This is a genomic window from Pseudomonas chlororaphis, assembly GCF_001921865.1.
GTDB classification, from domain to species: Bacteria; Pseudomonadota; Gammaproteobacteria; order Pseudomonadales; family Pseudomonadaceae; genus Aquipseudomonas; species Aquipseudomonas chlororaphis_D.
In genome coordinates this window covers 284,583-311,146 of the sequence record NZ_MSCT01000019.1, presented here as the reverse complement: position 1 = coordinate 311,146, position 26,564 = coordinate 284,583, and the positions used below count along the sequence as shown (strand labels likewise).

Below are 26,564 nucleotides of genomic sequence, written 5' to 3'. Positions count from 1 at the left end.
GCGGGCGATGGTTCAACCCTTCATTACGCTTCCTTGAACAGCACGGCAACGCCCGGGTGATAGTTGCCGGCCTCGTTGCGCAATTTGCGGTAGGCGTAGGGGAAGTACCAGGCCACGGCGCAGCAGTGTTCCTTTTGCAAGTCGTCGACCATGTCCTGCAGTTCTTCCGGGGTGGCGCTGTGCTGGGTTTTCTGTGGGGTGACGAACAGGCAGCCGAGTTTCAGGTCGCTGGGGTAGCTGGCTTTTTTCGCGTCGCTGGCGGCATCCAGCAGCGGTTGGGTCAGGTGCAGGCTGTTGACCCGGGGCCAGCGTTGGGTGGCCTGAATGTAGACGCGCTCGTCCTGGCTGGCGATGTACAGGTCGGTGCGTCCGTTGCGGTTGCCGTCCTCGAGCTGTTTTTTGCTCGGGGTGTGCTCCAGGGTGACCATCTCGGCCATCCAGGTCGCGGCCGAGAGCAAGCCCAGGTTGGCTTTCTCGTCGAACCAGTAAGGGCTTTCGTTATCGCCGCGGACGGCGTTGTAACGGTCGATGCAATCGAACCAGCGTTCCAGGGCGGGGCGCAGGAACTCCAGTTTCGGATTGCTGATGATCATGCCTTGCATCGGACTTTTCCTATTATTGTTGAGATTTCAGAGTTTTTTAACGTGATTATGGCTATTTGATATCACTGCATCGAGTGTGGCACAAGATTGGCGTCATTTTTCCGATATGCAGTAGTTCGCCGGTCTGCCCGGCCCGGCTTTAATTGACGCTCCACCCCCAACCCTCTAACCTTTGCGACTTGTTTCAGGTGCTCTGTGGCCATGGGCCGACAGGGTGAAACAGGGAAGCCGGTGAGTACGCGTGACAACAGCGCACGCACGACAATTCCGGCGCTGCCCCCGCAACGGTAAATGAGTCAAGACTGCGCCTGGTGCCACTGTGTCGACGTCGACATGGGAAGGCGCGCGGTTGGGCATCCATGCCACTCACAAGCCCGGAGACCGGCCTGATCCATCCAACGGCATCACGGTGGGCGATGCCAGGCTTGCGCCGTCTATTCCTATGCCTGCCCCCCGTTATCCAGCCCCAACGGAGAGCTGCCCCATGACTGAATCCCCCGATCGTGACGAGCGCCACCTGGCGCGCATGCTGCGCAAGAAAGCCGTGATCGACGAACGTATCGCCAACTCGCCGAACGAGTGCGGATTGCTGCTGGTGCTGACCGGCAACGGCAAAGGCAAAAGCAGCTCGGCCTTCGGCATGCTCGCGCGCGCCATGGGCCATGGCATGCAATGCGGCGTGGTGCAGTTCATCAAGGGCCGCAACAGCACTGGCGAGGAATTGTTCTTCCGACGCTTTCCCGAGCAGGTGCGCTTTCATGTCATGGGCGAAGGGTTTACCTGGGAAACCCAGGACCGCCAGCGCGATATCGCCGCGGCCGAAGCGGCCTGGGCCGTTTGCCGCGAACTGCTGCGCGACCCGAATATCGGCCTGGTGGTGCTCGATGAGTTGAACATCGCCCTCAAGCACGGCTACCTCGACCTGGACCAGGTGCTCGGCGACCTGCAGGCCCGTCCGCCGATGCAGCACGTGGTGGTCACCGGGCGCGGCGCCAAGCCGGAAATGATCGAACTGGCCGACACCGTCACCGAAATGGGTATGGTCAAGCATGCCTTCCAGGCCGGAATCAAAGCGCAAAAAGGCGTCGAACTGTGAGTGATGCCCGCCATTGCCCCGCGGTATTGATCGCCGCACCGGCTTCCGGCCAGGGCAAGACCACCGTGACCGCCGCGTTGGCGCGTCTGCATCGCAATGAAGGGCGCAAGGTTCGTGTCTTCAAGTGCGGCCCGGACTTTCTCGATCCGATGATCCTCGAGCGCGCCAGCGGTGCGCCGGTGTATCAGCTGGACATGTGGATGGTCGGCGAACAGGAAAGCCGGCGTCTGCTGTGGGAGGCTGCCGGCGAGGCGGACCTGATCCTGATCGAAGGGGTCATGGGGCTGTTCGACGGCACGCCGTCCAGCGCCGACCTGGCGCGGCATTTCGGCGTGCCGGTGCTGGGGGTGATCGACGGCACGGCCATGGCCCAGACCTTCGGGGCGCTGGCGTTGGGTTTGGCGCGTTATCAGCCGGACTTGCCGTTCGCCGGCGTGCTGGCCAACCGCGTCGGCACCTCGCGTCACGCGCAGTTGCTCGAAGGCAGCCTGACCGAAGGCTTGCGCTGGTACGGCGCGTTGTCCCGGGAAACCGGGATCGAATTACCCAGCCGCCACCTGGGGTTGGTACAGGCCAGCGAACTCAACGACCTGGACCTGCGCCTGGATGCCGCGGCCGCTGCGCTGGCCGAGAGCTGCGAAGTGGCCTTGCCGCCTGCCGTCGAGTTCGCCGCGCCGCAGCCGGTGGTCGTCGAGCCGCTGTTAGCCGGAGTGCGTATTGCCGTGGCCCGCGACGAAGCCTTCGCCTTTACCTACGGCGCCAGCCTGGACCTGTTGCGGGCCATGGGCGCCGAGCTGCGTTTTTTCTCGCCGATCCATGATGCGAGGTTGCCAGAGGCGGACAGCCTGTACCTGCCCGGCGGTTATCCGGAGTTGCATCACCGGGCGCTGGCGGCCAACCGCTCGATGCTGAGCGCGATCCGCGCGCACCATGCCGCCGGCAAACCCTTGCTCGCCGAGTGCGGCGGCATGTTGTACCTGCTGGATTCACTGACTGACGTCGAAGGCCAATGCGCGCAGTTGCTGGGTTTGCTGCCCGGCGACGCGGTGATGCAAAAGCGCCTGGCGGCCCTGGCCTTGCAGGCCGTGGAGTTGCCGGAAGGCGTGCTGCGCGGCCACACCTACCACCATTCGTTGACCACGACCGAGCTGGTGCCGATTGCCCGGGGCTTGAGCCCGAATGGCGGGCGTGGCGCGGAGGCGGTGTATCGCGAAGGGCGGATGACTGCCTCGTATGTGCACTTCTACTTTCCGTCCAACCCGCAAGCAGTGGCGGCGTTGCTGGCGCCTTGGCCGCAGGCGGCCATCGCGAGCGAGCTCGCTCCTACAGAGTCGGCATCAACGGTTGGAGCGAGTTTGCTCGCGAAGAAATATGACTGACCAGGCTTTTTCTGCTGCCGAGCGCGAAGCGGTCTACCGCGCGATTGCCGAGCGCCGCGACATGCGTCACTTCGTCGGCGGCACGGTCGAGCCGCAGGTCTTGCGTCGCCTGCTGGAGGCCGCGCACCAGGCGCCGAGCGTCGGCCTGATGCAGCCCTGGCGCTTTATCCGCATCAGCGACCGCCCGTTGCGCGGGCAGATCCGGCAATTGGTCGAAGAGGAGCGGGTGCGCACCGCCGAGGCCCTGGGCGAGCGTTCCGACGCGTTCATGAAGCTCAAGGTCGAAGGCATCGACGATTGCGCCGAGGTGTTGGTGGCGGCGCTGATGGACGACCGCGAGCGGCATGTCTTCGGCCGGCGCACCTTGCCGGAAATGGACCTGGCCTCGCTTTCCTGCGCCATTCAGAACCTGTGGCTGGCGGCCCGGGCCGAAGGGCTGGGAATGGGCTGGGTGTCGTTGTTCGAGCCTGTTGCCCTGGCTGAACTGCTCGGCCTGCCGGCCGGGGCCAAGCCGCTGGCGGTGTTGTGCCTGGGGCCGGTGGAGGAATTTTATCCGGCGCCGATGCTGGTGCTCGAAGGCTGGGCGCGGGAGCGTCCGCTGAGTGAATTGCTGTATGAAAATTATTGGGGAGTGAGTCAATGAGCGTGGCGTTGTTGAGTGTCGCCGGGGTGGCGCTGGATGCGTTGCTGGGCGAACCCAAACGCTGGCATCCGCTGGTGGCGTTCGGCCGTTTCGCCGATCGCATCGAGCAACGTTTCAACTCTGGCGGTCGCGGCTGGCGCAGTCATGGTGTCACCGCCTGGGTCGTCGCGGTGCTGCCGCTGACGCTGCTGGCGACGCTGTTTTCCTGGTTACCCTACATCGGCTGGCTGTTCGAGATCCTGGCGCTGTATTGCGCCCTCGGCCTGCGCAGCCTCGGCGAGCATGTCGAGCCGGTGGCCCAGGCCCTGCGCCGTGACGACCTGGACCAGGCCCGACAGCGGGTCGGTTATCTGGTCAGCCGGCAAACCAGCGAGCTGGATGCCACCGAAGTGGCGCGTGCCGCCACCGAGTCGGTGCTGGAAAACGGCAGCGATGCGGTGTTCGCCGCCTTGTTCTGGTTTGCCGTGGCCGGCGCGCCGGGCGTGGTCCTTTATCGCCTGAGCAACACCCTGGATGCGATGTGGGGCTATCGTAACGAGCGCTTCGAGCGCTTTGGCTGGGCGGCGGCGAAGATCGACGATCTGCTCAACTACATTCCGGCCCGTCTGGTGGCCCTGACTTACGCTTTGCTGGGCAAGACCCGCCTGGCGTTGAAATGCTGGCGCCGCCAGGGGCCGACCTGGGACAGCCCGAACGCCGGGCCGGTGATGGCTGCGGGGGCTGGCGCCCTGGGCGTCGAGCTGGGCGGCGCGGCGATCTATCACGGCGAACTGCATCAGCGTCCACAATTGGGGGAAGGCCCGGCGGCCGACGCCACGTCCATCGACCGCGGTTGGCAACTGGTACAGCGCGGGGTCTGGTTATGGCTGCTGATTCTCTGCGTGGGAGCTGAACTCTATGCTTGAGCACGGTGGTCGCCTGCGCAAGGCGGCCGAGCAATACGGCATCGCCGAGGTCGACTGGTTGGACCTCTCCACCGGCCTGGCACCCTGGCCCTGGCCGATTCCGGAAATCGGCGTGCGTGCCTGGGCGCGCCTGCCGGAAACCGACGATGGCCTGGAGCAGGCCGCCCGCGACTATTACGGCGCCACCCACGTGCTGCCGGTGCCTGGTTCCCAGGCGGCGATCCAGTTGCTGCCGCGGTTGCGCCGCGCGGGCAAGGTCGGCGTGCTGTCGCCCTGTTATGCCGAACATGCCGAAGCCTGGCGCCGCAGCGGCTATATCGTGCGCGAGGTGCTGGAGCAGGAAGTGGACTTCTTCCTCGACAGCCTGGACGTGCTGGTGGTGGTCAACCCGAACAACCCCACAGGCTTGAGCCTGACCCCGGAGCGCCTGCTCGACTGGCATGCGCGCCTGGCGCAGCGCGGCGGCTGGCTGGTGGTCGATGAAGCCTTCATGGACAACACCCCGCAACTGAGCCTGGCGGCCCAGGCGGACCAGGTAGGGCTGATCGTGCTGCGCTCCTTCGGCAAGTTTTTTGGCCTGGCCGGCGTACGCCTGGGCTTCGTGTTGGCCGAGCGCAAGCTGCTCAAACTGTTGGCCGAGCAGGTCGGGCCCTGGGCCGTCAGCGGCCCGACCCGGGTGCTGGGGCAGGCCTGCCTGCGCGACCGCGAAGGCCATGCGCAACAACGGCTGCGCAGCGAAGCGGCGAGCCTGCGCCTGGTACAGTTGCTCGAACGCCAGGGCCTGAAGCCCCAGGGCGGCTGCGCGCTGTTTCAATGGCTGATCACCGACCGCGCTGAGCAACTGCACGAGTTCATGGCGCGTCGCGGAATCTTGCTGCGGTTATTCGTCCACAACAGCAGCCTGCGCTTTGGCCTGCCGGCCGATGAGGCCGACTGGTCGCGTCTCGAACAGGCCTTTGTCGCCTATGCCAAGGAACATCCATGACCACCCTGATGGTGCAGGGCACCACTTCCGATGCCGGCAAAAGCACCCTGGTGACAGCGCTTTGCCGCTGGCTGACGCGCCAGGGCGTGAGCGTCGTGCCCTTCAAGCCGCAGAACATGGCCCTCAACAGCGCGGTGACCGCCGACGGTGGCGAGATCGGCCGAGCCCAGGCGGTGCAGGCGCAGGCCGCGCATCTGGCGCCGCATACCGACATGAACCCGGTGCTGCTCAAGCCCAACAGCGACACCGGGGCCCAGGTGATCATTCATGGTCGCGCCGTGACCAGCATGAACGCCGTGGCCTACCACGACTACAAGGCCATCGCCATGCAGGCCGTGCTGGCCTCTCACCAACGCCTGAGCGCGGCCTATCCGGTGGTGATGGTCGAGGGCGCGGGCTCGCCGGCGGAGATCAACCTGCGGGCCGGCGACATCGCCAACATGGGCTTCGCCGAAGCGGTGGACTGCCCAGTGCTGTTGATCGCCGACATCAACCGCGGCGGGGTATTCGCCCATCTGGTGGGCACCCTGGAGCTGTTGTCGGCCAGTGAGCAGGCGCGGGTCAAAGGTTTTGTCATCAACCGTTTTCGCGGCGATATCGCCCTGCTGCAACCGGGCCTCGACTGGCTCGAAGCGCGTACCGGCAAGCCGGTGATCGGCGTGCTGCCCTACGTGCTGGACCTGCACCTGGAAGCCGAGGACGGCATCGACCAGCGTCAGGCCGACAAGGCCGAACAGGTGTTGAAGGTGCTGGTGCCGGTGTTGCCGCGTATCAGTAATCACACCGACTTCGACCCGCTGCGCCTGCATCCGCAGGTGGACCTGCAATTCATCGGTCCGGGCCAGGCCATTCCGGCGGCCGACCTGATCGTCCTGCCCGGCTCGAAAAGCGTGCGCAGCGACCTGGCGTACTTGCGCGCCCAGGGCTGGGATAGCGCCATCGCCCGGCACCTGCGCTACGGCGGCAAGGTGTTGGGCATTTGCGGCGGCTTGCAGATGCTCGGCGAGCAGTTGCACGACCCGCTGGGCCTTGAGGGGGCGCCAGGGAGCAGCGCGGGGCTTGGCTGGCTGGCGTTCGAGACGGTGCTGGAAGAAGAGAAGCAACTGCGCAACGTACGCGGACGCCTGACGTTGGAAGATGCCGAGGTCAGCGGTTATGAGATCCATGCCGGGGTCACCACGGGGCCGGGCCTGGAACTGGCCGCCGTGACCCTGGACGACGGTCGTTGCGACGGCGCGCGCAGCGCCGACGGGCAGATTCTCGGTACTTACCTGCACGGTCTGTTCGAGGCGCCGGCCGCTTGTGGCGCGTTGCTGCGCTGGGCCGGGTTGCGCGACGTGCAGGAGGTCGATTATCACGCCCTGCGTGAGCGTGACATCGAGCGCCTGGCCGACCTGGTGGAGCAGCATCTGGATACCGGGCGCCTGCGCCAGCTCTGCGGGCTTTAGAGCGTTGGCGCCGGCAGGGCCGCGTCGTTTCGCTGTACCTCAATTCAAGGGTTTCCAAGCATGTTGCAACTGATCCTCGGCGGCGCCCGTTCCGGCAAGAGTCGCCTGGCTGAAAAGCTTGCGGGCGACAGCGGCCTGGCCGTGACCTACATCGCCACCAGCCAGGCGCTCGACGGCGAAATGAACCAGCGCATCGCCCATCACCGCGAGCGGCGCCCGGCACAATGGGCGTTGATCGAAGAGCCGGTGGAGCTGGCGCGGGTGCTGCGCGAAAGCGCAAGCGCGGAACGCTGCCTGCTGGTGGATTGCCTGACCTTGTGGCTGACCAACCTGTTGTTGCTGGAGGATGCTGAACGCCTCGCCAGCGAGCGCGAAGCGCTGCTGCAATGCCTGGTGTCGTTGCCGGGAGAAATCATTTTTGTCAGCAACGAAACCGGAATGGGTGTCGTGCCGCTGGGCGAATTGACTCGCCGCTATGTCGATGAAGCCGGTTGGTTGCATCAAGCCCTGGCCGAGCGTTGTCAGCGTGTGGTGCTGACGGTGGCCGGCCTGCCCCTGACTTTGAAAGGAACTGCGTTATGAATGACTTCTGGTGGCTGCGGCCGTGCAAGGCGCTGGACACTCAAGCCCTGGAGGCGGCTCGTTCGCGTCAGCAGCAACTGACCAAGCCGGCGGGTTCGCTGGGTCAGCTGGAGCGGGTCGCGGTGCAACTGGCCGGGTTGCAGGGGCGGGTCAAGCCTGGCCTGGAGCACCTGTGGATCGCGATCTTCGCCGGGGACCACGGGGTGGTGGCCGAGGGGGTTTCGGCTTATCCGCAGGAAGTCACCGGGCAGATGCTGCATAACTTCGTCACGGGCGGCGCGGCCATCAGTGTGCTGGCGCGACAACTGGGCGCGCGCCTGGAAGTGGTCGACCTCGGCACGGTGACGCCAGGCTTGAACCTGCCAGGTGTGCGGCACCTGAATCTGGGCGCGGGCACCCGCAACTTCGTCGAGGCGCCGGCCATGACCCGAGCCCAGGGCGAGCAGGCGTTGCAGGCTGGCCGCGACAGTGTGCGGCGCGCGGTCGAGCAGGGCAGCGAGCTGTTCATCGGCGGCGAAATGGGTATCGGCAACACCACCGCGGCCAGCGCCGTGGCCTGTGCCTTGCTGGATATTCCGGTGACGCAGTTGGCCGGGCCGGGCACCGGGCTGGATGCGGCGGGCGTCAGTCACAAGGCGCGGGTGATCGAGCGCGCCTTGAGCGTGCATGCCGCCCAGCGTGGGGATGCCTTGCAGACGTTGTTCAACCTGGGGGGCTTCGAGATTGCCGCGCTGGTGGGGGCGTACCTGGCCTGTGCCCAGGAGGGGGTGGCGGTGTTGGTGGATGGCTTCATCTGCAGCGTGGCGGCCCTGGTCGCCGTGCGCTTGAACCCTGAGTGCCGCCAATGGTTGCTGTTCGGGCACCGCGGGGCCGAGCCGGGCCATCGGCATATTCTGCAAACCCTCGAGGCCGAGCCTTTGCTGGACCTGGGCCTGCGCCTGGGCGAGGGCAGTGGCGCGGCGTTGGCGGTGCCCCTGCTGCGTCTGGCCTGCGACCTGCACGGGCAGATGGCGACGTTCGCCGAGGCCGCGGTGGCGGATCGCCCGGCATGACCTTGCGCCTGGACCTGTTGCGCCATGGCGAAACCCAGCTCGGTGGTGGCCTGCGCGGCAGTCTCGACGATGCGTTGACCGAGGCCGGCTGGCAGCAGATGCGTAACGCTGTCGCCGGCCAGGGGCCCTGGGATCGCCTGGTGAGCTCGCCCTTGCAACGGTGCGCGCGTTTCGCCGAGGAGCTGGCGGCGGGCCTGGCGTTGCCGGTGACCCTGGAGGCGGATCTGCAGGAGCTGCATTTCGGTGCCTGGGAAGGGCAGAGCGCGGCGCAATTGATGACCACCGACGCCCAGGCGCTGGGGCAGTTCTGGGCCGACCCTTACGGGTTTACCCCGCCCCAGGGCGAACCGGTGCTGGCGTTTTCCGAGCGGGTACTGGGGGCGGTCGAGCGCCTGCACCAGCGTTATGCCGGCGAGCGCGTGCTGCTGGTCAGCCATGGCGGGGTCATGCGCTTGCTGCTGGCCAGGGCCCGGGGCTTGCCGCGGGAGCAGTTGCTGAGTGTCGAGGTGGCTCACGGTGCGCTGTTTACCCTGACAGTCGAAGCTGGCCCGGTGTTGAGCGAAGGAGCCTGAGCATGCTGCCATTCTGGATCGCCTTGCAGTTTCTCAGCAGTTTTCCGGTGCGATTGCCGGGCATGCCTTCGCCTCAGGAGATGGGCCGGTCGTTGCTGTTTTATCCGCTGGTGGGCCTGTTGTTCGGGGTGCTGCTCTGGGGGCTGGACCGGTTGCTGGCTGGCGCGCCGGTATTGCTGCAGGCGGCGCTGCTGCTGACGGTCTGGGTGCTGCTCAGCGGTGCCTTGCACCTGGATGGGTTGGCCGACAGCGCGGACGCCTGGTTGGGCGGCTTCGGCGATCGCGAGCGGACCCTGACGATCATGAAGGACCCGCGCAGCGGGCCGATCGCCGTGGTCACCCTGGGGTTGGTGCTGCTGCTCAAATTCGCCGCGCTGGTGGCGCTGATCGAACAGCAGGCTACAAGCGCTTTATTGCTGGCACCGTTGATCGGTCGCGGGGCGTTGCTCGGATTGTTCCTCTGCACGCCTTATGTGCGCTCTGGTGGCCTCGGGCAGGCGCTGGCGGATCATCTGCCGCGTCTGGCCGGCAAGCAGGTATTGCTGCTCGCTGCGCTGGCGTGTGTGTTGATCGGCGGCTATAGCGGCGTATTGGCGCTGCTGCTGGCTGTCGGGGTGTTTGCCGGTTTGCGTCGGCTGATGTTACGCCGCTTGGGCGGTACCACCGGCGACACGGCGGGTGCGCTGCTGGAACTGCTGGAAGTGGCGGTACTGGTAGGGTTGGCGCTGTTTTAGAATGGTGCGGCGCGGGCCCGATCCGGGCGCTGAGCCTTGCAAAATTCTTGCATTCCCTTAATCGCGGGTATATACACGCACCATGCTTCCCTCTCAATGTTTGTGCACTAACCTGCGGCGTGCCGCCCGTGGCGTCAGCAGGTTCTACGACGGGGCCCTCGACGGCTTCGGGATCAACGTTGCCCAGTATTCCTTGCTGAGCAACCTGCAACGCCTGGACCAGCCGAGCATTTCCAGCCTGGCCGAGGCCATGGGCCTGGATCGCAGCACCCTGGGCCGCAACCTGCGGGTACTGGAAGGCGAGGGCCTGGTGCGGATGTCCGAAGGCGAGGACCAGCGCAATCGCATCGTCCAGTTGACCGAGGAAGGTCGGCAGCGGTTGATGGCGGCCTTGCCGGCCTGGGAGGCGGCGCAACAGCGTTTGATCGATCGGTTGGGAACACAGAAGCGCGAAACCTTGCTGGCCTTGCTCAACGAACTGGCCTGAAGGCCATTCGTTCGATAATAAGCGGGTAGATACCCGTAACTGGAGAATAAAGATGACTTCGATGTGGCGTACCAGTGGCTGGGTTCTTCTTGGGAGTGCGCTGATCCTGGCATTGTCCCTGGGGGTTCGGCACGGCTTCGGTCTGTTCTTGCCGCCCATGAGCGCCGAGTTTGGCTGGGGGCGCGAGGTGTTTGCCTTCGCCATTGCTTTGCAGAACCTGATCTGGGGCCTGGCCCAGCCGTTTACCGGGGCCCTGGCCGACCGCTTTGGCGCCGCCAAGGTGGTGCTGATCGGCGGTGTGCTGTACGCCGTGGGCCTGCTGTTCATGGGGTTGGCCGACTCGCCGCTGTCGCTGTCGCTGAGCGCCGGTCTGCTGATCGGTATAGGGCTTTCGGGCACTTCGTTTTCAGTGATCCTCGGGGTCGTGGGGCGCGCGCTGCCGGCGGAAAAACGCAGCATGGGCATGGGCGTCGCCAGTGCCGCCGGTTCGTTTGGGCAGTTCGCCATGTTGCCGGGCACCCTGGGCCTGATCGGCTGGCTCGGCTGGTCGTCGGCACTGCTGGTGCTGGGTTTGCTGGTGGCCTTGATCGTGCCTCTGGTGAGCATGCTCAAGGACACGCCGCTCCCCAGCCTGGGCCATGAGCAGAGCCTCTCGGAGGCCTTGCGTGAAGCCTGTTCGCACTCCGGGTTCTGGTTGCTGGCGTTCGGCTTTTTCGTCTGCGGTTTCCAGGTGGTATTTATCGGCGTGCATTTGCCAGCGTACCTGGTGGACCAGCATTTGCCGGCCACGGTGGGCACCACGGTGCTGGCGCTGATCGGCTTGTTCAATATCTTCGGCACCTACACCGCCGGCTGGTTGGGCGGGCGCATGTCCAAGCCGCGATTGCTGACGGGCTTGTACCTGTTGCGTGCGGTGGTCATCGGTTTGTTCCTCTGGCTGCCGGTGACGCAACTCAGTGCCTACCTGTTCGGCATGGCCATGGGCTTTCTGTGGCTGTCGACGGTGCCGCTGACCAATGGCACGGTGGCGACCTTGTTCGGTGTCCGCAACCTGTCCATGCTGGGCGGTATCGTGTTTCTGTTTCACCAATTGGGTTCGTTCCTCGGCGGCTGGCTCGGCGGGGTGGTCTATGACCGGACCGGGAGCTACGACTTGATCTGGCAGGTGGCAATCCTCCTCAGCCTGTTGGCCGCGGCCCTTAACTGGCCGGTGCGCGAGCGTCCGGTCGCGCGCTTGCAGGCGAGTGCGGCATGAACCGGAGCGGTTTGCGCTGGGCTGGCCTGGCGGTTGTCGCGGCCCTGTTGGCGCTGGCCTGGTGGGGCTGGCACCAGGGCGGACTGGCGCTGATGCAGTTGGGCATGGGCGTGTGCTAGCAGGGCGGCGCTTGCCAGGGCCTTTGCCTGGCGCGTAGCGTCGCGTCCTGACGAGACTTTTCAAGGAGCTGAATATGTTGCTGCGCTGGCTTGCTGTTCCAGTAGTACTCATGGCCATGGGCGGTTCGGCATGGGCCGACGATTGCCCGTCGCTGTTGCAGGGCTCGTTGCCCAAGTTGCGCGCCAAGGAGTCCATCGACCTGTGCCAGCGCTTTGCCGGCAAACCGCTGGTGGTGGTCAATACCGCGAGTTTTTGTGGTTTCGCCCCGCAGTTCAAGGGGCTCGAGGCGCTGTACCAGCGTTACAAGGACCAGGGGCTGGAGGTGCTGGGCGTGCCCTCCAACGACTTCAAGCAGGAGTCCAAGGACGGCGAGGAGACCGCCAAGGTCTGTTACGTGAACTATGGCGTGACCTTCACCATGACCGAGCCGCAGCCGGTCAGGGGCGCGGATGCGGTGCATCTGTTCAAGGTCCTGGCGGAGCAGAGCAGCGCGCCCAAGTGGAATTTCTACAAATATGTGGTCGATCGCCAGGGCAAGGTGATCGCCCGTTTTTCCAGCGTGACCAAGCCAGACAACCCTGAGCTGATCGAGGCGGTGGAGAAGGCGTTGGCATCCAGGCCTTGAGTGCTTTTCACCGCCAATAAAAAAAGCCCCTGCATCCATGGATGCGGGGGCTTTTTCATTCAGGCCGGCGGCTTTAGAAGCGGTAGGTTGCACCCACGCCGAAGCCGTTCGCGCTGTTTTTGTACTCGGCGTCGTAGGACTGGCCGAGTGCGTTGGTGTTGTGGATGTTGACTTTCTCTTCCTTGAGGTAGGAGTAGGCCACGTCGATGGTCAGGTCGTCGGTTGGGCTCCAGCCGGCACCGAGACTGAAGATGGTCCGGTCGCCGGTCGGGATGCGTGGCGAACGGTTGGTGTTGTTGGTTGGCGACTGGTCGAAGGTCAGGCCGGTGCGCAGTACCCACTCTTTGTTCAGCTTGTAGGAAGTACCGATGGCGTACGCCCAGGTGTCATGCCAGTTCTGCTCTTCCTTGACGCTGTTGAGGGCGCTTGGGGCCAGGAGGCCGCCGGAACTTGCAGTCACGCCGTCGTTGTTCACGGTGATGTCTTTCAGGCGGCTCCAGCGAGTCCAGGTGGTACCGGCGTAGAGGGTCCAGGCATCGTTGACTTCCTGGGTCACCGACAAGTCGGCCGATTCAGGCGTGGTGATGTCCAGCGAAGCGTCGTAGCGAGCACCCTTCAGGAGCGCGCTCGGCGTACCGGCGCCTGGGCTGACTTCGGTGTGGCCTTCGAGCTTGTACTTGACCTTCGAGTGGTAGGTCAGGCCCACGCGCGTGGTGTCGGTCGCCTGCACCAGCACGCCGATGTTGTAGCCGTAGCCGATGTCGTCGCCCTTGATTTTGACATTGCCGTCGTTAGGCGACAGTGGCGTTGTCAGTGCGGACTCCAGGGTACCGGCGATACGGTTGATGGTCGGGCCAAAACCGATCGATACCTTGTCGTTGAAGGCATAGCTCACGGTCGGCTGGAAGGTCACGACCTTAACTTCGCTCTTGCTGCCGAAGTTACGGCCCTGGAAATTGCTTTCGTAGTCGGTGATCAGGCCGAACGGGGCGTAGACACCCATACCGAAGGCCCATTGGTCATCGATAGGCTTGACGTAGTAGGCCATGGGAACGGCGGTGAAAGGCACCATGTCGCCTTTGTTGGTACCGCGCTGGCTGCCGCTGGCGTCGTTGATGTCGGTCGAGGCGTCGATCGCCGCGACACCGCCAGTCACTTGCTGGCGCTTCAGGCGCGACATGCCGGCAGGGTTGCCAAATACGGTGCTTGCGTCATCGGCAGAAGAAGAGCGACCCGCGAAACCAGTACCCATCCCGCTGATGCTTTGTTCGTTCAGGGCAAAGCCACTTGCGAAGAGCTGGGTGGATGCCATGGCAACGGCGAGGCTAAGGGTGGTTTTGAGCGTTACTTTTTTCATTATTAGAACTCCTGATGGTCACCGGAGCGGAAATTACCAACATTTCTTCCCCAGCGCCATAGGCTGTATGGCTTGAGATAGAGCGGTTTTGTAGGACAATCAGACCAGAATCCCGGTTGTTTCCCTGATCTTGCAAAAAGCCCGATCAGCAAGCGACCTGATTCAGTGGAGCAACGCAGGTTTGCCAGGCATCGGCAAAGTCCCGCAAGCGTCCTTGCGGCTGGAAGATTTGCTTCCAGATACGGGCCATGCCCACCAGGTCATCCGCCTCGGGAAGCAGGGGATTCTGTTCTTCTACCAGCAGCCAGGCGATGGCAGTGGCGTAACGCAGGTTGACGGTCAGCTCCAGGTGCGGTCCGCTGAGAAATGCATGCTGGCTGGCGAGTCCGCGTACCAGGCTGGCGCGCTCCGGGTCCAGGGCCAGGTAGTGGTCCCAGAGTGCCCGGTGACGAGGTTCGGCGATGCGATACAGGCCGTGGCCCCTGCGGTCGTGCAGGGCGGAGCCGAGGGCGGACTGGCTGGCGGCGATACCGAGCAGCAGTGACTCTGCGGTGCGACTGTGGTTACCCAGATAGATCAGTGTCGGGCGAATCACATAGCGGCACAGTTCGCTGGCGGCGATACCCATAAAGCCCTCGAAGCGTGAAGGTGGCCGGCGAAGCCTGATGGGGGAGCTTGGCAGCGGTGGATCGGTCAGACTTGCCGGAAGCGGATCAGGCCGCTTGAGTTGAAGTGTAGTGTCATATCCTTGCTGTAAAGGACTGTTTTTAAAATATTTCCAGCGTTGCGTTATAACCGTTATATCGGTTGGTGCTTTAGCCGGGGCGGGTAGAACTGAAATAACAGGCAATAAAAAGCCCCGCTGTTCAGGCGAGGCTTTTGCTTTTCAGCGCTTTGGCGTCTCAGGCAGTCAGAGCCTGACGGGTGCGATCGATCACCGCTTGCAGCGGCTCGGCGCTGGAGTACTGGTCGGGGTACAGGCGTTCGCTGTGACGAGCGATACCGTGTTCGTTGACCAGGGTGAAGCTGAAGCAGCCTTTGCGAGCGGCCATGATCAGGCAATTCATTGGAGCGAAGGCGTTGGTGAGGGTGCGAATGGCATCCTGAGTCTGGATTTGAGTAGACATAGTTATTGGGTGTTCCTACAAATGACACGGATAAGAACCGTGCAACGTTAAAACGTTCCAGTAACGCCGACCACCATTGGTCGAACGAAGAACCCGACTGGAACAAAGCAGCCAGTTGAAAGCGCTTTATCAAGTGCGCGCTAGGGCTGGCAGGTAGGTACTTAGGAGGGCAGGCAATCACAGCGGGGGTTAAGGTTCTGGGCCCCAGGTGAAGATCCTGATCAATTTGCAGGTTGGTTCGGTCAGAGTAAATGAGCTTCGCGACGTCCTTTGCAGTGTTCAAAGGCGGTGTCGGCGAGTGCTTTACCTGGAAACCAGCGAGGAGGTCGATCCCGTGTGGTCGGTAGAAACTTCTCTTGAGGGAAGCTGAACCGGGGGATTAGTTCGACCTGAATTGACTTTCAGCTTGGTACTAACGGCGCGGATGATAATGGATTGTGCTGCTCGGTGCAACTGTGTTAGGCGAAAAGTTTTGAGCCCTGCAAATGGGCGCGCTGAACCCGGGCGAGCCCGGGTCGCTTGTTACTGGAGTCTTGGTTGCCGATCCTGTTTGTCGCGAGTGGTCGAAAAAGGTGCAGCGATATAACTGGATCAAGGGTACTTGTGCACAATAGTTGCGCGAGCTGTCACCGGGCTGTCACCTCTCTCGTCGGGCCCTCCAATGCCTGCGATGAAAATTTAAGTCAATGAAAAACATCGGTTTTTTTTACTGGTGAAAAAATCGTCAGTTTGACTGCGAGCCCCGTCCCGTGGGGCTTTCGGCGACTTGTAGGGCGGTTGTCCACTGAGTTATCCACAGCTTCTGTGGATTGTCCCAAGCGCTTGCTCTAGCACGGGCGTGCTGAGTTTTTTTCGACTTTACGCATGCGAAAAAAGGAGTAGAGTGGCGCGCCTTCCGATCTGCCCTACAGTGCTTTATGAAGTTTCGCTCAGTATCACCTTCTGTTACCTCGACCTCTTCCAGTGTTACCGAACCCAAGCGTTTTTCGTTGCGCGTGGCCATGTGGCTGCTCGACAGTCCGCGCCTGGGGGATAACCGGAACGTCAAACATTTTGCCGGGCGTTTGCTCAAGCAGCCTGCCCGGGAAGGGGTGGTGGCGGCGCAAAGTCGTCTGGGCCAGCTGATGTGCCGCGAATGCGGCAACGCCCGGGATCGGCGGATCGGTCACGACCTGCTGCGCCAGGCGGCGCGGGCCGGCGATCGCCGGGCCCAGCTGGAGCTTGGCCAGATCGACGACTGAGTTGGCCAAGCCTCGGTCGCTTGGTTAACCTTCAAGCTTTATTTCCCTGCCTGGAGTGGCTATGGCTATGGACTTGACCAGCGTACTGCTGGGTCTGGCAGGCGCGGCATTACCCTTGACGGTGCTCGCCTGGCAACTGCAGCGACGCCTGAGTTCGCGCCAGACCGAACTGTCGCTGCTCGAAGAGCGCCTGGCCACCGCGCAGTTGGCGCAAGACGGCTTGAACGCCCAACTGGACGCTTGCCGCGACGAAATCAGCGATCTGGCCCAGGCCAATGCGGTGAAGCAGGCCGACCTGGCGGCGGCGGGGCGGGAGGTCGAGTTGTTGCAGATCGAGCGCGACAACGCCCGCGATGCGGCCCATGCCTGGAACCTCGAACGAGCCAATAAAGAAGCCGAATTACGTCGCCTGGACGCCCAGGCCGCATCGTTGAATGCCGAGTTGCGCGAGCAACAGGAAAGCCACCAGCGACGCCTGGACGACCTGCAAGGTTCGCGGGATGAGCTGCGGGCGCAGTTCGCCGAGTTGGCGGGCAAGATCTTCGACGAACGCGAACAGCGCTTTGCCGAGAACAGCCAGCAGCGCCTCGGCCAGTTGCTCGACCCGCTCAAGGAGCGTATCCAGTCGTTTGAGAAGCGCGTCGAGGAAAGCTACCAGGCCGAAGCGCGCGAGCGTTTTTCCCTCGGCAAGGAGCTCGAGCGCCTGCAACAGCTGAACCTGCGCCTGAGCGACGAGGCCACCAACCTGACCCGTGCACTCAAGGGCCAGAAAACCCAGGGCAACTGGGGCGAGCTGATTCTCGAGCGGGTGCTGGAGCATGCGGGCCTGGAGAAGGGGCGTGAGTACCAGACCCAGGTCAGCCTCAAGGGACCCGACGGCGAACGTTTCCAGCCCGACGTGCTGATCATGCTGCCCGGCGACAAGCAGGTGGTGGTGGATTCCAAGGTCAGCCTGACTGCTTACCAGCAGTGTGTCGCGGCGGAGGACGAGGCGATTGGCCAGGCGGCGCTGAAGCAGCACGTGCTGTCTTTGCGCAATCACGTCAAAGGCCTTGCCGACAAGGATTACAAACGCCTGGAGGGCTTGCACAGCCTGGATTTCGTGCTGCTGTTCGTGCCCATCGAGGCGGCCTTTTCCGCCGCGTTGCAGGCCGAGCCCAATCTGTTCCAGGAAGCCTTTGACCGTCATATCGTGATCGTCAGCCCGACCACCTTGCTGGCGACCCTGCGCGTGATCGACAGCCTGTGGAAGCAGGAGCGACAGAGCCAGAACGCCCGGGAAATCGCCGAGCGTGCCGGTTGGCTGTACGACAAGTTCGTGTTGTTCATCCAGGACCTGGATGAGGTCGGCAACCGCCTGCAGCAACTGGACAAGGCTTACAGCGCCGCGCGCAACAAGCTGACCGAGGGCCGCGGCAACCTGGTCAGCCGCAGTGAGCAACTGCGTTTGCTGGGTGCCCGCGCCAGCAAAAGCTTGCCTGCCGACCTGCTGGAACGGGCAATGACCGATGCCGACGGCGCGCTGCTCGAACTGCCGGAGTGATCGATAGCCGTCGCGGTTACAGCGGCAGATGGCGGCTCAACAGCGCGCGCAATGCCGCCGGCTTCACCGGCTTGGCCAGGTAGTCCAGCCCCGCGGCGTGGACCTCGGCGACTGTCTCGGGGCGCCCGTCGGCGCTGATCACCACGCCCGGGACAGGATCACCCAACTGGGTACGCAGCCAGGCCATGACCTCGGTGCCGGTTTCGCCATCGTCCAGGTGGTAGTCCACCAGCGCCAGTTGCGGGCGCACGCCGTTGCCCAGCAGCGTGGCGCATTCTTCGCGGTTGCGCGCGGTCCAGACCTGGCAGCCCCAGCGGGTGAGCAGGCTGTTCATGCCGATCAGGATGCTGTCTTCATTGTCGACGCACAGCACCTGGGCGCCGGTCGGCAGATGGCCGTTGAGTTCGGCCGCCTGCCCAGGGGCGCTGGCCGGTTTCTTGGCCAGGGGCACGCTGACGCTGAAGACGCTGCCCTGGCCCGGCCAGGATCGTACTTGCAGGCCGTGACCGAGGACGCGACACAAGCCGTCGGCGATGGCCAGGCCCAGCCCCAGGCCTTTTTCGGCGCGGGTCTGGTGGCTGTCGAGGCGTTTGAATTCCTCGAAGATCACTTGCTGCTTATCCAGCGGGATACCCGGCCCGCGGTCCCAGACCTCCAGGCACAGTTGGTTGCCCCGTCGCCGCACGCCCAGCAACACCGGTCCCTTGGCATACCGGAAAGCATTGGTCAGGAAATTCTGCAGGATCCTGCGTAGCAGCTTGATGTCGCTGTCGACCCTGAGGCGGCTGCCGCGCAGGCGGAATTTCAAGCCTTGCTCCTGGGCCAGCACCTTGAATTCGGCCCCCAGGGTGTCGAACAGCTCGTTGAGTACGAACGGCTTGCGCTCCGGATTGATCTTGCCGTTTTCCAGGCGTGAGATGTCCAGCAGGTCGCTGATCAGGTCTTCGGCCGAGCGCAGGGAGCTGTCCAGGTGCTGGATCAGTTGCTGCGCTTCGGTCGGTAAACCGTCGTCCTGGTGGGAAAGGGCGGCGGAGAACAGCCGGGCAGCGTTCAGCGGTTGCATCAGGTCATGGCTGACCGCTGCCAGGAAACGGGTCTTGGACTGGTTGGCGGCTTCGGCGGTGCCTTTGGCTTCGGTCAGCGCGGCGTTCAGTTGCGACAGTTCATGGGTCCGCTCGGCAACCCGTTGCTCCAGCCCTTCGTTGGCCTCGGTGAGGGCCTGCTCGGCTTCGCGGAACGGGGTGATGTCGGTGAAGCTCATGACAAAGCCGCCGCCGGGCATCGGGTTGCCGATCAGCTCGATGACCCGACCATTGGGGAACAGCCGCTCGGAGGTGTGGGCGCGACCCTGGCGCATCCAATGCAGGCGGCGGGCGACATGCACTTCGGCTTCGCCGGGGCCGCACAGGCCGCGTTCGGCGTTGTGGCGGATGATGTCGGCGATTGGCCGGCCGACACTGATCAGCCCGTCCGGGTAGTTGAACAGTTCCAGGTAACGGCGGTTCCAGGCCACCAGCCTGAGGGACTGGTCGATCACGCTGATGCCCTGGCTGATGTTCTCGATCGCGCCTTGCAGCAGGGCGCGGTTGAACTGCAGCACCTCCGAGGCTTCGTCGGCAATGCGCACCACATCCTCGAGCTGCATTTCCCGGCCTTCGATGGCGGCCTTGACCACCGCGCGGGTGGAGGAGGCGCCGAGCACGCCGGCCAGCAGGCGTTCGGTATGGGCAATCCATTCGCCGTCGGCGTTCTGGTTGGGGTTGAAGCCTTTGCCCTGGCGGTAGGCGAAGCGGATAAAGCTCTGGCGGGCCCGCTCTTCCCCGACAAAACGCGCGGCGAGCTTGAGCAGGTCGTCGATCTGCACCGAGAGCATCGAGCGGCCGCTGTGCCGGGCACTGATTTCCTGGCCGATGAAGCGCCCGGCCTGCCAGTGTTCCGACACCCGGGTGCGCGACAGCACCGAGACCCAGGCGAACAGGGTGAAGTTGCCGGCCAGTGACAGCACTACGCCCTGGGTCAGGGGCGTGATCGGCAGGTTCAGCGGGTTGCTGTGCAGCCAGGCCAGGCCCGGAAAGCTGCTTAGCGACCAGCCCAGGCTGTGGGCGGCAATCGGCAGGATCAGGGTGTAGAACCACAGGAAAGTGCCGGCCGCGAGCCCGGCGAACACGCCGCGGCGGTTGGCCTGTTTCCAGTACAACGCCCCGAGCATGGCCGGGGCCAGTTGGGTCACGGCGGCGAAGGCGATCTGGCCGATGGTCGCCAGGCTCGCGGTGGAACCCAGCAGGCGGTAGCTGACATAGGCCAGCAGCAGGATGACCACGATGCTGACCCGGCGCACCGAAAGCATCCAGTGGCGGAACACCTCGAACGGCCGTTCGGCGCTCTGCCGGCGCAGCAGCCAGGGCAGCAGCATGTCGTTGGAAACCATGGTCGACAGCGCCACGCTGGCGACGATCACCATGCCGGTGGCGGCCGATGCACCGCCGATGAACGCCAGCACGGCCAGGGCCGGGTGGGCCTGGGCCAGGGGCAGGCTGATGACGAACGAGTCCGGCAGCACCGAGCTGGGCAGCAGCATCTGCCCGGCCAGGGCGATCGGCACCACGAACAGCGCGGCGAGGGCCAGGTAGGCAGGAAACACCCACTTGGCCAGGCGCAGGTCCTGGGGTTCGATGTTTTCCACCACCGTGACGTGGAACTGCCGCGGCAGACAGATGATCGCCATCATCGCGACGCCGGTTTGCACCACCATCGACGGCCAGTTGATGGTTTCCTTCCAGTACTGTTCCAGGCGCGGGGCGAGCATGGCCTGGCTGAACAGGTCGTCGAAGCCGTCGTACAGGCCATAGGTGACAAAGGCGCCGACCGCAAGAAAGGCCAGCAGCTTGACCAGGGATTCGAAGGCGATCGCCAGCACCATGCCGCGGTGGTGTTCGGTGGCGTCGAGGTTGCGGGTACCGAAGACGATGGTGAACAGGGCCAGGATCAGCGACACGATCAGCGCTGTGTCCTGGGCGCGGGTGCCCATGGTGTCGACCCCGGCGCCGATCAGCAGGTCCACGCCGAGCACGATGCCCTTCAGTTGCAGGGCAATATAGGGAAGTACGCCGACCAGGCAGATCAGCGCCACCACTATCGCCAGGGATTGGGATTTGCCGTAGCGCGCGGCAATGAAGTCGGCGATGGAGGTGATGTTCTCCTGCTTGCTGATCATCACCATCTTTTGCAGGACCCAGGGCGCCAGTACCAGCAGTAGTATCGGCCCCAGGTAGATCGGCAGGAACGACCAGAGTTGTTCGGCGGCCTGGCCGACGGCGCCAAAGAAGGTCCAGCTGGTGCAATACACCGCCAGCGACAGGCTGTACACCCAGGCCCGCACTCGCGGCGGCAGGGGCGCGCTGCGCCGATCGCCGTAGAAGGCGATGGCGAACATGATGGCCATATAGGCCAGGGCGACGATTGCAATCAGCCCGCTGGACAGCGACATGGGAACTCCGGACATAAAGGCGCGCCGGGCGCTCCAGCCCGGCCAGACAGTCTCGCACGATGTTCAGGGTTCGTCAGTGTCGACCAAGGTATTGGCGCGGCCAGGTGTCGCAGGGAAATGGCGGGGAATCGATCACGAGCAAACTCGCTTCTACAGGCGCACACGGATTCTGTAGGAGCGAGCTTGCTCGCGATAAGGGCCTTACGACCGCAACGCGATATCGACCAGCGCGTGCAGTTCCTGCGCTTCAAGCGGAGCGGCGGCAAACAGGATGCGGAACACCGTCGGCGCCACCACGATATTCAGCAGCCGGTCGATGTCGGGCAGCACGGCTTCGCTGTGCCGATAACGCTCGAGGATGATCTGCAATTGCCCGCCGAGGATGCTCACGCAGTAACCCGGCGTGGCGCTGCATTGCACGTCGCGCATCATGTTGCGCCCGGGTTCGGAGCTCATTTCGTCGAGGTACTGCTCGGCCCAGGCCAGCAGGTCGCCGCGCAAGCTGCCGGTGACGGCCGGCTCGCTGTCCGGGCGCATGCGCGCCAGGGCGACATCCGCCAGCAGGGCCGACAAGTCGCCCCAGCGCCGGTAGATGGTCGACGGGGTGACGCCGGCGCGGGCGGCGATCTGCGGCACGGTCAGGGTCGAGCGCTCCTGGGCTTCAAGGAGCTCGCGGACCGCCGTGTGGATGGATTCCTGCACCCGGGCACTGCGTCCGCCCGGGCGTAAACCTTCTTTAATAGCCATGCGTCGAACCTTAACACAAAGAATTTGCTTTAAGCCTGAAGCGGTAGCACACTCCGCAAAAGCAAAAAATTAGCTTTAATGGAGCGTGCCCATGTCCAGCCCTGTCGACTTTTTACCGCCTAGCCGTGCCAGGCTGATGTTTCTGGCGATTACCTTACTCAGTTTTCTCGCCGCTTCCAGCGTGCCGACGCCGATGTACCACCTGTATCAGGAAGCGCTGCGATTCTCGCCGGCGACCTTGACCCTGATCTTTGGCGTCTACGCCTTGAGCCTGCTGGCGGCGCTGCTGACCGTGGGCTCGCTGTCGGATTACCTGGGGCGCAAGCCGGTGATCTTCGTCGCCTTGTTACTGGAGATCGTGGCGATGCTGCTGTTTATCCAGGCCGATAGTGTGGCCTGGCTGATCGCAGCGCGGGTGATGCAGGGGTTTGCCACCGGCATGGCCACCAGTGTGCTGGGGGCGGCGCTGCTGGATACCGACCGCCAGCAGGGACCGCTGGTCAATAGCATCGCACCGTTGCTGGGCATGGCGTGCGGGGCGATGGGCAGCGGTTTGCTGGTGGAATATGCGCCGTTGCCGCTGCAACTCGCCTACTGGCTGCTGCTGGTGCTGTTTGTCGCTCAGGCGCTGTATGTCTGGCGGTTGCCGGAAACGGTCAGCACCCAGCCCGGTGTCTGGGCTTCGCTGCGGCCCACCCTGCATGTACCGCCCCAGGCACGCCGGGCCCTGTGGCTGGCGTTGCCGGTGGATGTGGCGGTCTGGGCGGTGGGCGGTTTCTTTCTGTCGCTGGCGCCGTCGCTGGTGCGCACCGCGACCGGCTCGACGTCGAACCTGATTGGCGGCGGCCTGGTGGCGGTGCTGACCCTGAGCGGCGCCTTGATGATCTTTTCCTTGCGCCAGCGCCCGGCCGATAAAGTGCTGCGCTTGGGCGCCAGCCTGTTGGCCGCGGGCATCGGCCTGATTCTGCTCGCCGTGCATACGGCCAGCTTGCCGTTGTTCTTTCTCGGCACCCTGGTGACCGGCGGCGGTTTTGGTTCCGGGTTCCTCGGTGCCTTGCGCAGCGTGGTGCCTCTGGCCTTGCCCCATGAGCGGGCGGGGCTGATGTCGGCGTTTTATGTGCTGAGTTACCTGGCGTTCTGCTTGCCGTCCCTGTTGGTGGGAAACCTTACCCGCAGTTTCGGCCTGGTCGCCACCACCGACGGGTACGGGGCGATATTGATCCTGCTGGCCCTCGGCGCCTTGCTAGCACTGTTGCGTCAGCGAGGCGCCAAGGCCTGTGTCGCCCAGGGGAGTTGAACGAGGTATCGGCTTTGTATATTTATAAAATAGATAACAGATAGAGAAATTACACGTTATATAGATATTCGATACGGTTCTACCATAGGCTCTACCTCATCGGAGGACAGGAGACCAGAACCATGACATGCCCCAATACCCTCAGAACCGGGCGGCCCTTGAGCCAGTTGCAGCACCCTCGCGAAGCCATTCGCCAGTTCACCCCCAACTGGTTCGCCGCCACCATGGGCACAGGCGTATTGGCCTTGGCGCTGGCCCAATTGCCAGTACCGGTCCCGGGCCTGCACCTGTTGGCCGAAGGCCTGTGGCTGTTCACCATCCTGTTGTTCGTGCTGTTCAGCGCGGCCTATGCGGCGCGCTGGGTGTTGTTCTTCGACGAAGCACGGCGGATTTTCGGGCACTCCACGGTCTCGATGTTCTTCGGCACCATCCCGATGGGGCTGGCGACCATCATCAACGGCTTCTTGCTGTTCGGCGTGCCGCGCTGGGGCGCGGGCGTGGTGCAGTTGGCCGAGGCGCTGTGGTGGCTGGACGTTGCACTGTCGCTGGCCTGCGGGGTGTTGATTCCCTACATGATGTTCACCCGGCAGGAACATCGCATCGACCAGATGACTGCGGTCTGGCTGTTACCGGTGGTGGCTGCCGAAGTCGCCGCCGCCAGCGGCGGGCTGCTGGCGCCGCACCTGACGGATGCCCACTCGCAACTGGTGATGCTGGTGACCAGCTACGTGCTCTGGGCGTTCTCGCTGCCAGTGGCGTTCAGCATCCTGACCATCCTCATGCTGCGCATGGCCTTGCATAAGTTGCCCCACGAAAGCATGGCCGCCTCGAGCTGGCTGGCCCTGGGGCCGATCGGCACCGGCGCCCTGGGTATGTTGTTGCTGGGGGCGGATGCGCCGGCGATCTTCGCCGCCAACGGCCTGGCTGGAATCGGGGAAATCGCCGAGGGCCTGGGGTTGGTGGCCGGCATCACCCTGTGGGGATTCGGCCTGTGGTGGATGCTCACGGCGTTATTGATCACCCTGCGTTACCTGCGCGACGGCATTCCATTCAATCTCGGCTGGTGGGGCTTCACTTTCCCGTTGGGGGTCTATGCGCTGACGACCCTGAAACTGGCCAGCACCCTGGACCTGACTTTTTTCGCGGTCTTCGGCAGCCTGCTGGTCCTGGCGCTGGCACTGATGTGGCTGCTGGTCGGCAAGCGCACGGTGCAGGGTGCATACCGGGGCGAGTTGTTCGTTTCGCCCTGCATCGCAGGATTAGCGAAATAATCCGCGAACTTTAGGTAAGGTTGTGGCCTGGATCGAAGATCGATATTCCAATAACAGCATCCACGCCACTCAGGGACATGGAAGATGAGTCACCCCTCGCAGTTCAGCTTGCTTCGTACGCGGCGTTTCTTGCCGTTCTTCATTACTCAGTCCCTCGGTGCGTTCAACGACAATATTTTCAAGCAGTCGCTGATCCTCGCCATTCTCTACAAGCTGGCCATCGAGGGCGACCGCTCGATCTGGGTCAACCTCTGCGCCTTGCTGTTTATCCTGCCGTTCTTCCTGTTTTCGGCGCTGGCTGGGCAATTCGGCGAAAAGTTCGCCAAGGACGCGCTGATCCGCCTGATCAAGCTCGGCGAGATCGCGATCATGGCGGTGGGGGCGGTGGGTTTTGTCTTCGACCACTTGTCGCTGATGCTGTTGGCGCTGTTCGCCATGGGCACGCATTCGGCGCTGTTCGGCCCGGTCAAATACTCGATCCTGCCCCAGGCGCTGCGCGAGGAAGAGTTGGTCGGTGGCAACGGCCTGGTGGAAATGGGCACGTTCCTGGCGATTCTCGCCGGGACCATTGGTGCCGGAATCATGATGTCCTCCGCGCATTACGCACCGGTGGTCTCGACCGCGATCATCGGCGTCGCGGTGCTCGGCTACCTCGCCAGCCGGAGCATCCCCCGGGCCGCGGCGGCCACCCCGGATCTGCGCCTGAACTGGAATATCTTCAGCCAGTCCTGGGCCACCCTGCGCCTGGGTCTGGGGCAGACGCCCGCGGTATCGCGCTCGATCGTCGGCAACTCCTGGTTCTGGTTCGTCGGCGCCATCTACCTGACGCAGATCCCGGCCTACGCCAAGGAGTGGATGCATGGCGACGAGACGGTGGTCACGCTGATTCTCACCGTGTTCTCCGTGGGGATCGCCGCCGGTTCCATGCTCTGCGAGAAGCTCTCGGGGCGTAAGGTCGAAATCGGCCTGGTGCCGTTCGGCTCGTTCGGCCTGACGGTGTTCGGCCTGCTGCTGTGGTGGCATTCCGGCGGGATCCCGGCGAGCGAAGCGGGTTACGGCTGGATCGAGGTGCTGGGGTTCGCCCACGCCTGGTGGGTGCTGATCGATATTCTCGGGCTGGGGATCTTTGGCGGCTTCTATATCGTGCCGCTGTACGCGCTGATTCAGTCGCGCACCCCGGAGCATGAGCGGGCGCGGGTGATTGCCGCGAACAACATTCTCAATGCGCTGTTCATGGTGGTGTCGGCGATCGTTTCGATCGTCTTGCTGAGCCTGGCCAAACTGTCGATCCCGCAACTGTTCCTGGTGGTGTCGCTGCTGAACGTCCTGGTCAACGCCTACATCTTCAAGATCGTTCCCGAATTCAGCATGCGTTTCATGATCTGGCTGCTCAGCCATTCCATGTACCGGGTCGAGCACCGCAACCTGGAGGCGATTCCCGATGAAGGCGCGGCCCTGCTGGTGTGCAATCACGTGTCGTTCGTCGATGCCTTGCTGATCGGCGGGGCAGTGCGGCGGCCGATTCGTTTCGTGATGTATTACAAGATCTACAACCTGCCGGTGCTCAACTTCATCTTCCGTACCGCCGGGACCATTCCGATTGCCGGGCGCCACGAAGACATCCAGATCTACGAAAAGGCCTTCACGAAAATCGCTCGCTACCTCAAGGACGGCGAGCTGGTGTGCATCTTCCCGGAGGGCAAGTTGACCGCCGATGGCCAGATCAATGAGTTCAAGGGCGGTCTGACGCGGATTCTCGAAGAGACCCCGGTGCCGGTAATTCCGCTGGCGCTGCAAGGGCTGTGGGGGAGTTTTTTCAGTCGCGATCCGAACAAGGGGTGGTTCCATCGCCTGTGGTCGCGGGTGACCCTGGTGGCCGGCCCGGCGGTAGCGGCCGATGCCGCCGAACCGGCTCGCTTGCAAGCCCTGGTAGGCGAATTGCGCGGCGCGGTTCGCTAGATTTTTCGCGGATACAAAAACGCCCACGGAGTCGTGGGCGTTTTTTCAGG

25 protein-coding genes and 1 riboswitch are annotated in these 26,564 nt (G+C 63.8%); of the genes, 19 read left to right on the top strand and 6 right to left on the bottom strand.

Features of this window, described 5'->3' with window-relative positions; translation table 11 throughout:
- Window positions 1-23: 23 nt before the first annotated feature.
- On the bottom strand, window positions 24-602 hold the full coding sequence (locus tag BTN82_RS21585) for a hypothetical protein (protein WP_075121121.1): 579 nt from the start codon (window positions 600-602) through the stop codon (window positions 24-26).
- Window positions 603-771: 169 nt separating this feature from the next.
- A riboswitch (cobalamin riboswitch) is annotated at window positions 772-1,007 on the top strand.
- A 79-nt stretch (window positions 1,008-1,086) separates the two neighbouring features.
- On the opposite strand from BTN82_RS21585, the gene cobO reads away from it, so the two are divergent.
- From cobO to BTN82_RS21520, 14 genes are all read left to right on the top strand, one after another.
- Window positions 1,087-1,698: a cob(I)yrinic acid a,c-diamide adenosyltransferase gene (cobO, locus tag BTN82_RS21580; RefSeq protein WP_075121120.1), complete on the top strand. Its 612-nt coding sequence runs from the start codon at window positions 1,087-1,089 to the stop codon at window positions 1,696-1,698.
- A complete protein-coding gene (locus BTN82_RS21575; protein ID WP_075121119.1) occupies window positions 1,695-3,077 on the top strand; it encodes a cobyrinate a,c-diamide synthase in 1,383 nt (460 codons plus the stop codon). The genes cobO and BTN82_RS21575 overlap by 4 nt, the downstream gene beginning before the upstream one ends.
- Window positions 3,070-3,720 carry a 5,6-dimethylbenzimidazole synthase gene (gene bluB / locus BTN82_RS21570; RefSeq protein ID WP_075121118.1) on the top strand — a complete coding sequence of 217 codons (651 nt, stop codon included), beginning with the start codon at window positions 3,070-3,072 and terminating at the stop codon, window positions 3,718-3,720. Before BTN82_RS21575 ends, bluB begins: the two co-directional genes overlap by 8 nt.
- The gene (cbiB, locus tag BTN82_RS21565; protein WP_075121117.1) at window positions 3,717-4,625 is read left to right on the top strand and encodes an adenosylcobinamide-phosphate synthase CbiB; all 909 of its coding nucleotides are present in this window, start codon (window positions 3,717-3,719) and stop codon (window positions 4,623-4,625) included. The genes bluB and cbiB overlap by 4 nt, the downstream gene beginning before the upstream one ends.
- Complete coding sequence (cobD, locus tag BTN82_RS21560; RefSeq protein WP_075121116.1) at window positions 4,618-5,610, top strand: threonine-phosphate decarboxylase CobD; 993 nt, start codon at window positions 4,618-4,620, stop codon at window positions 5,608-5,610. Before cbiB ends, cobD begins: the two co-directional genes overlap by 8 nt.
- Window positions 5,607-7,058, top strand: coding sequence for a cobyric acid synthase (locus BTN82_RS21555; RefSeq protein WP_075121115.1), 1,452 nt, complete (start codon window positions 5,607-5,609; stop codon window positions 7,056-7,058). Before cobD ends, BTN82_RS21555 begins: the two co-directional genes overlap by 4 nt.
- 60 nt (window positions 7,059-7,118) lie before the next feature.
- Window positions 7,119-7,640, top strand: a complete 522-nt coding sequence (cobU, locus tag BTN82_RS21550) for a bifunctional adenosylcobinamide kinase/adenosylcobinamide-phosphate guanylyltransferase (protein WP_075121114.1) — start codon at window positions 7,119-7,121, stop codon at window positions 7,638-7,640.
- Window positions 7,637-8,692, top strand: a complete 1,056-nt coding sequence (gene cobT, locus BTN82_RS21545) for a nicotinate-nucleotide--dimethylbenzimidazole phosphoribosyltransferase (RefSeq protein WP_075121113.1) — start codon at window positions 7,637-7,639, stop codon at window positions 8,690-8,692. The genes cobU and cobT overlap by 4 nt, the downstream gene beginning before the upstream one ends.
- A complete protein-coding gene (gene cobC, locus BTN82_RS21540; RefSeq protein ID WP_075121112.1) occupies window positions 8,689-9,264 on the top strand; it encodes an alpha-ribazole phosphatase family protein in 576 nt (191 codons plus the stop codon). The genes cobT and cobC overlap by 4 nt, the downstream gene beginning before the upstream one ends.
- Before the next feature lie 2 nt (window positions 9,265-9,266).
- Window positions 9,267-9,998 (top strand): adenosylcobinamide-GDP ribazoletransferase, encoded by a 732-nt coding sequence (locus tag BTN82_RS21535; RefSeq protein ID WP_075121111.1) that lies wholly within the window; start codon window positions 9,267-9,269, stop codon window positions 9,996-9,998.
- An 82-nt stretch (window positions 9,999-10,080) separates the two neighbouring features.
- Entirely contained in the window at window positions 10,081-10,485 is a 405-nt protein-coding gene (locus BTN82_RS21530; protein WP_075121110.1) for a MarR family winged helix-turn-helix transcriptional regulator, read from the top strand.
- A 52-nt stretch (window positions 10,486-10,537) separates the two neighbouring features.
- On the top strand, window positions 10,538-11,740 hold the full coding sequence (locus BTN82_RS21525; protein WP_075121109.1) for an MFS transporter: 1,203 nt from the start codon (window positions 10,538-10,540) through the stop codon (window positions 11,738-11,740).
- Window positions 11,737-11,859 (top strand): hypothetical protein, encoded by a 123-nt coding sequence (locus BTN82_RS31625; RefSeq protein ID WP_261793007.1) that lies wholly within the window; start codon window positions 11,737-11,739, stop codon window positions 11,857-11,859. Before BTN82_RS21525 ends, BTN82_RS31625 begins: the two co-directional genes overlap by 4 nt.
- A 74-nt stretch (window positions 11,860-11,933) precedes the next feature.
- On the top strand, window positions 11,934-12,485 hold the full coding sequence (locus BTN82_RS21520; RefSeq protein ID WP_075121108.1) for a glutathione peroxidase: 552 nt from the start codon (window positions 11,934-11,936) through the stop codon (window positions 12,483-12,485).
- 73 nt (window positions 12,486-12,558) lie between these two features.
- Here the strand turns inward: BTN82_RS21520 and BTN82_RS21515 are convergent, their stop codons facing one another.
- The 3 genes from BTN82_RS21515 to BTN82_RS21505 all read right to left on the bottom strand — a co-directional run bounded on the left by BTN82_RS21515 (window position 12,559) and on the right by BTN82_RS21505 (window position 14,969).
- Window positions 12,559-13,842 (bottom strand): OmpP1/FadL family transporter, encoded by a 1,284-nt coding sequence (locus BTN82_RS21515; protein WP_075121107.1) that lies wholly within the window; start codon window positions 13,840-13,842, stop codon window positions 12,559-12,561.
- A 145-nt stretch (window positions 13,843-13,987) separates the two neighbouring features.
- Window positions 13,988-14,470, bottom strand: coding sequence for a hypothetical protein (locus tag BTN82_RS21510; RefSeq protein WP_075121106.1), 483 nt, complete (start codon window positions 14,468-14,470; stop codon window positions 13,988-13,990).
- Between the two features lie 274 nt (window positions 14,471-14,744).
- Complete coding sequence (locus BTN82_RS21505) at window positions 14,745-14,969, bottom strand: hypothetical protein (protein ID WP_075121105.1); 225 nt, start codon at window positions 14,967-14,969, stop codon at window positions 14,745-14,747.
- Window positions 14,970-15,886: 917 nt separating this feature from the next.
- Here BTN82_RS21505 and BTN82_RS21495 point away from each other — a divergent pair.
- Window positions 15,887-16,210, top strand: coding sequence for a hypothetical protein (locus BTN82_RS21495; protein WP_075121104.1), 324 nt, complete (start codon window positions 15,887-15,889; stop codon window positions 16,208-16,210).
- Between the two features lie 175 nt (window positions 16,211-16,385).
- Entirely contained in the window at window positions 16,386-17,753 is a 1,368-nt protein-coding gene (rmuC, locus tag BTN82_RS21490; RefSeq protein WP_186828433.1) for a DNA recombination protein RmuC, read from the top strand.
- A 16-nt stretch (window positions 17,754-17,769) separates the two neighbouring features.
- Here rmuC and BTN82_RS21485 read toward each other — a convergent pair whose 3' ends face one another.
- Both BTN82_RS21485 and BTN82_RS21480 read right to left on the bottom strand, forming a co-directional pair.
- The gene (locus BTN82_RS21485; RefSeq protein WP_075121102.1) at window positions 17,770-21,240 is read right to left on the bottom strand and encodes a PAS domain-containing hybrid sensor histidine kinase/response regulator; all 3,471 of its coding nucleotides are present in this window, start codon (window positions 21,238-21,240) and stop codon (window positions 17,770-17,772) included.
- Between the two features lie 201 nt (window positions 21,241-21,441).
- Window positions 21,442-21,987 (bottom strand): TetR/AcrR family transcriptional regulator, encoded by a 546-nt coding sequence (locus tag BTN82_RS21480; RefSeq protein ID WP_075121101.1) that lies wholly within the window; start codon window positions 21,985-21,987, stop codon window positions 21,442-21,444.
- Window positions 21,988-22,078: 91 nt separating this feature from the next.
- Between BTN82_RS21480 and BTN82_RS21475 the strand changes: the two genes are divergently transcribed.
- From BTN82_RS21475 to BTN82_RS21465, 3 genes are all read left to right on the top strand, one after another.
- On the top strand, window positions 22,079-23,284 hold the full coding sequence (locus BTN82_RS21475; protein ID WP_075121100.1) for an MFS transporter: 1,206 nt from the start codon (window positions 22,079-22,081) through the stop codon (window positions 23,282-23,284).
- A gap of 122 nt (window positions 23,285-23,406) precedes the next feature.
- A complete protein-coding gene (locus BTN82_RS21470; RefSeq protein WP_075121099.1) occupies window positions 23,407-24,555 on the top strand; it encodes a TDT family transporter in 1,149 nt (382 codons plus the stop codon).
- An 84-nt stretch (window positions 24,556-24,639) separates the two neighbouring features.
- Complete coding sequence (locus tag BTN82_RS21465) at window positions 24,640-26,514, top strand: MFS transporter (protein ID WP_075121098.1); 1,875 nt, start codon at window positions 24,640-24,642, stop codon at window positions 26,512-26,514.
- Window positions 26,515-26,564: the final 50 nt, after the last annotated feature.

Coding starts and splice junctions, on each gene's coding strand:
- BTN82_RS21465 (WP_075121098.1), top strand. CDS start 24,640: ATGAGTCACCCCTCGCAGTTCAGCTTGCTTCGTACGCGGCGTTTCTTG.
- BTN82_RS21525 (WP_075121109.1), top strand. CDS start 10,538: ATGACTTCGATGTGGCGTACCAGTGGCTGGGTTCTTCTTGGGAGTGCG.
- BTN82_RS21520 (WP_075121108.1), top strand. CDS start 11,934: ATGTTGCTGCGCTGGCTTGCTGTTCCAGTAGTACTCATGGCCATGGGC.
- cbiB (WP_075121117.1), top strand. CDS start 3,717: ATGAGCGTGGCGTTGTTGAGTGTCGCCGGGGTGGCGCTGGATGCGTTG.
- BTN82_RS21585 (WP_075121121.1), bottom strand. CDS start 602: ATGCAAGGCATGATCATCAGCAATCCGAAACTGGAGTTCCTGCGCCCC.
- BTN82_RS21495 (WP_075121104.1), top strand. CDS start 15,887: ATGAAGTTTCGCTCAGTATCACCTTCTGTTACCTCGACCTCTTCCAGT.
- BTN82_RS21515 (WP_075121107.1), bottom strand. CDS start 13,842: ATGAAAAAAGTAACGCTCAAAACCACCCTTAGCCTCGCCGTTGCCATG.
- BTN82_RS21470 (WP_075121099.1), top strand. CDS start 23,407: ATGACATGCCCCAATACCCTCAGAACCGGGCGGCCCTTGAGCCAGTTG.
- BTN82_RS21480 (WP_075121101.1), bottom strand. CDS start 21,987: ATGGCTATTAAAGAAGGTTTACGCCCGGGCGGACGCAGTGCCCGGGTG.
- bluB (WP_075121118.1), top strand. CDS start 3,070: ATGACTGACCAGGCTTTTTCTGCTGCCGAGCGCGAAGCGGTCTACCGC.
- cobU (WP_075121114.1), top strand. CDS start 7,119: ATGTTGCAACTGATCCTCGGCGGCGCCCGTTCCGGCAAGAGTCGCCTG.
- BTN82_RS21510 (WP_075121106.1), bottom strand. CDS start 14,470: ATGGGTATCGCCGCCAGCGAACTGTGCCGCTATGTGATTCGCCCGACA.
- cobO (WP_075121120.1), top strand. CDS start 1,087: ATGACTGAATCCCCCGATCGTGACGAGCGCCACCTGGCGCGCATGCTG.
- BTN82_RS21555 (WP_075121115.1), top strand. CDS start 5,607: ATGACCACCCTGATGGTGCAGGGCACCACTTCCGATGCCGGCAAAAGC.
- cobC (WP_075121112.1), top strand. CDS start 8,689: ATGACCTTGCGCCTGGACCTGTTGCGCCATGGCGAAACCCAGCTCGGT.
- cobT (WP_075121113.1), top strand. CDS start 7,637: ATGAATGACTTCTGGTGGCTGCGGCCGTGCAAGGCGCTGGACACTCAA.
- BTN82_RS31625 (WP_261793007.1), top strand. CDS start 11,737: ATGAACCGGAGCGGTTTGCGCTGGGCTGGCCTGGCGGTTGTCGCGGCC.
- BTN82_RS21505 (WP_075121105.1), bottom strand. CDS start 14,969: ATGTCTACTCAAATCCAGACTCAGGATGCCATTCGCACCCTCACCAAC.
- BTN82_RS21485 (WP_075121102.1), bottom strand. CDS start 21,240: ATGTCGCTGTCCAGCGGGCTGATTGCAATCGTCGCCCTGGCCTATATG.
- BTN82_RS21475 (WP_075121100.1), top strand. CDS start 22,079: ATGTCCAGCCCTGTCGACTTTTTACCGCCTAGCCGTGCCAGGCTGATG.
- BTN82_RS21535 (WP_075121111.1), top strand. CDS start 9,267: ATGCTGCCATTCTGGATCGCCTTGCAGTTTCTCAGCAGTTTTCCGGTG.
- cobD (WP_075121116.1), top strand. CDS start 4,618: ATGCTTGAGCACGGTGGTCGCCTGCGCAAGGCGGCCGAGCAATACGGC.
- BTN82_RS21530 (WP_075121110.1), top strand. CDS start 10,081: ATGCTTCCCTCTCAATGTTTGTGCACTAACCTGCGGCGTGCCGCCCGT.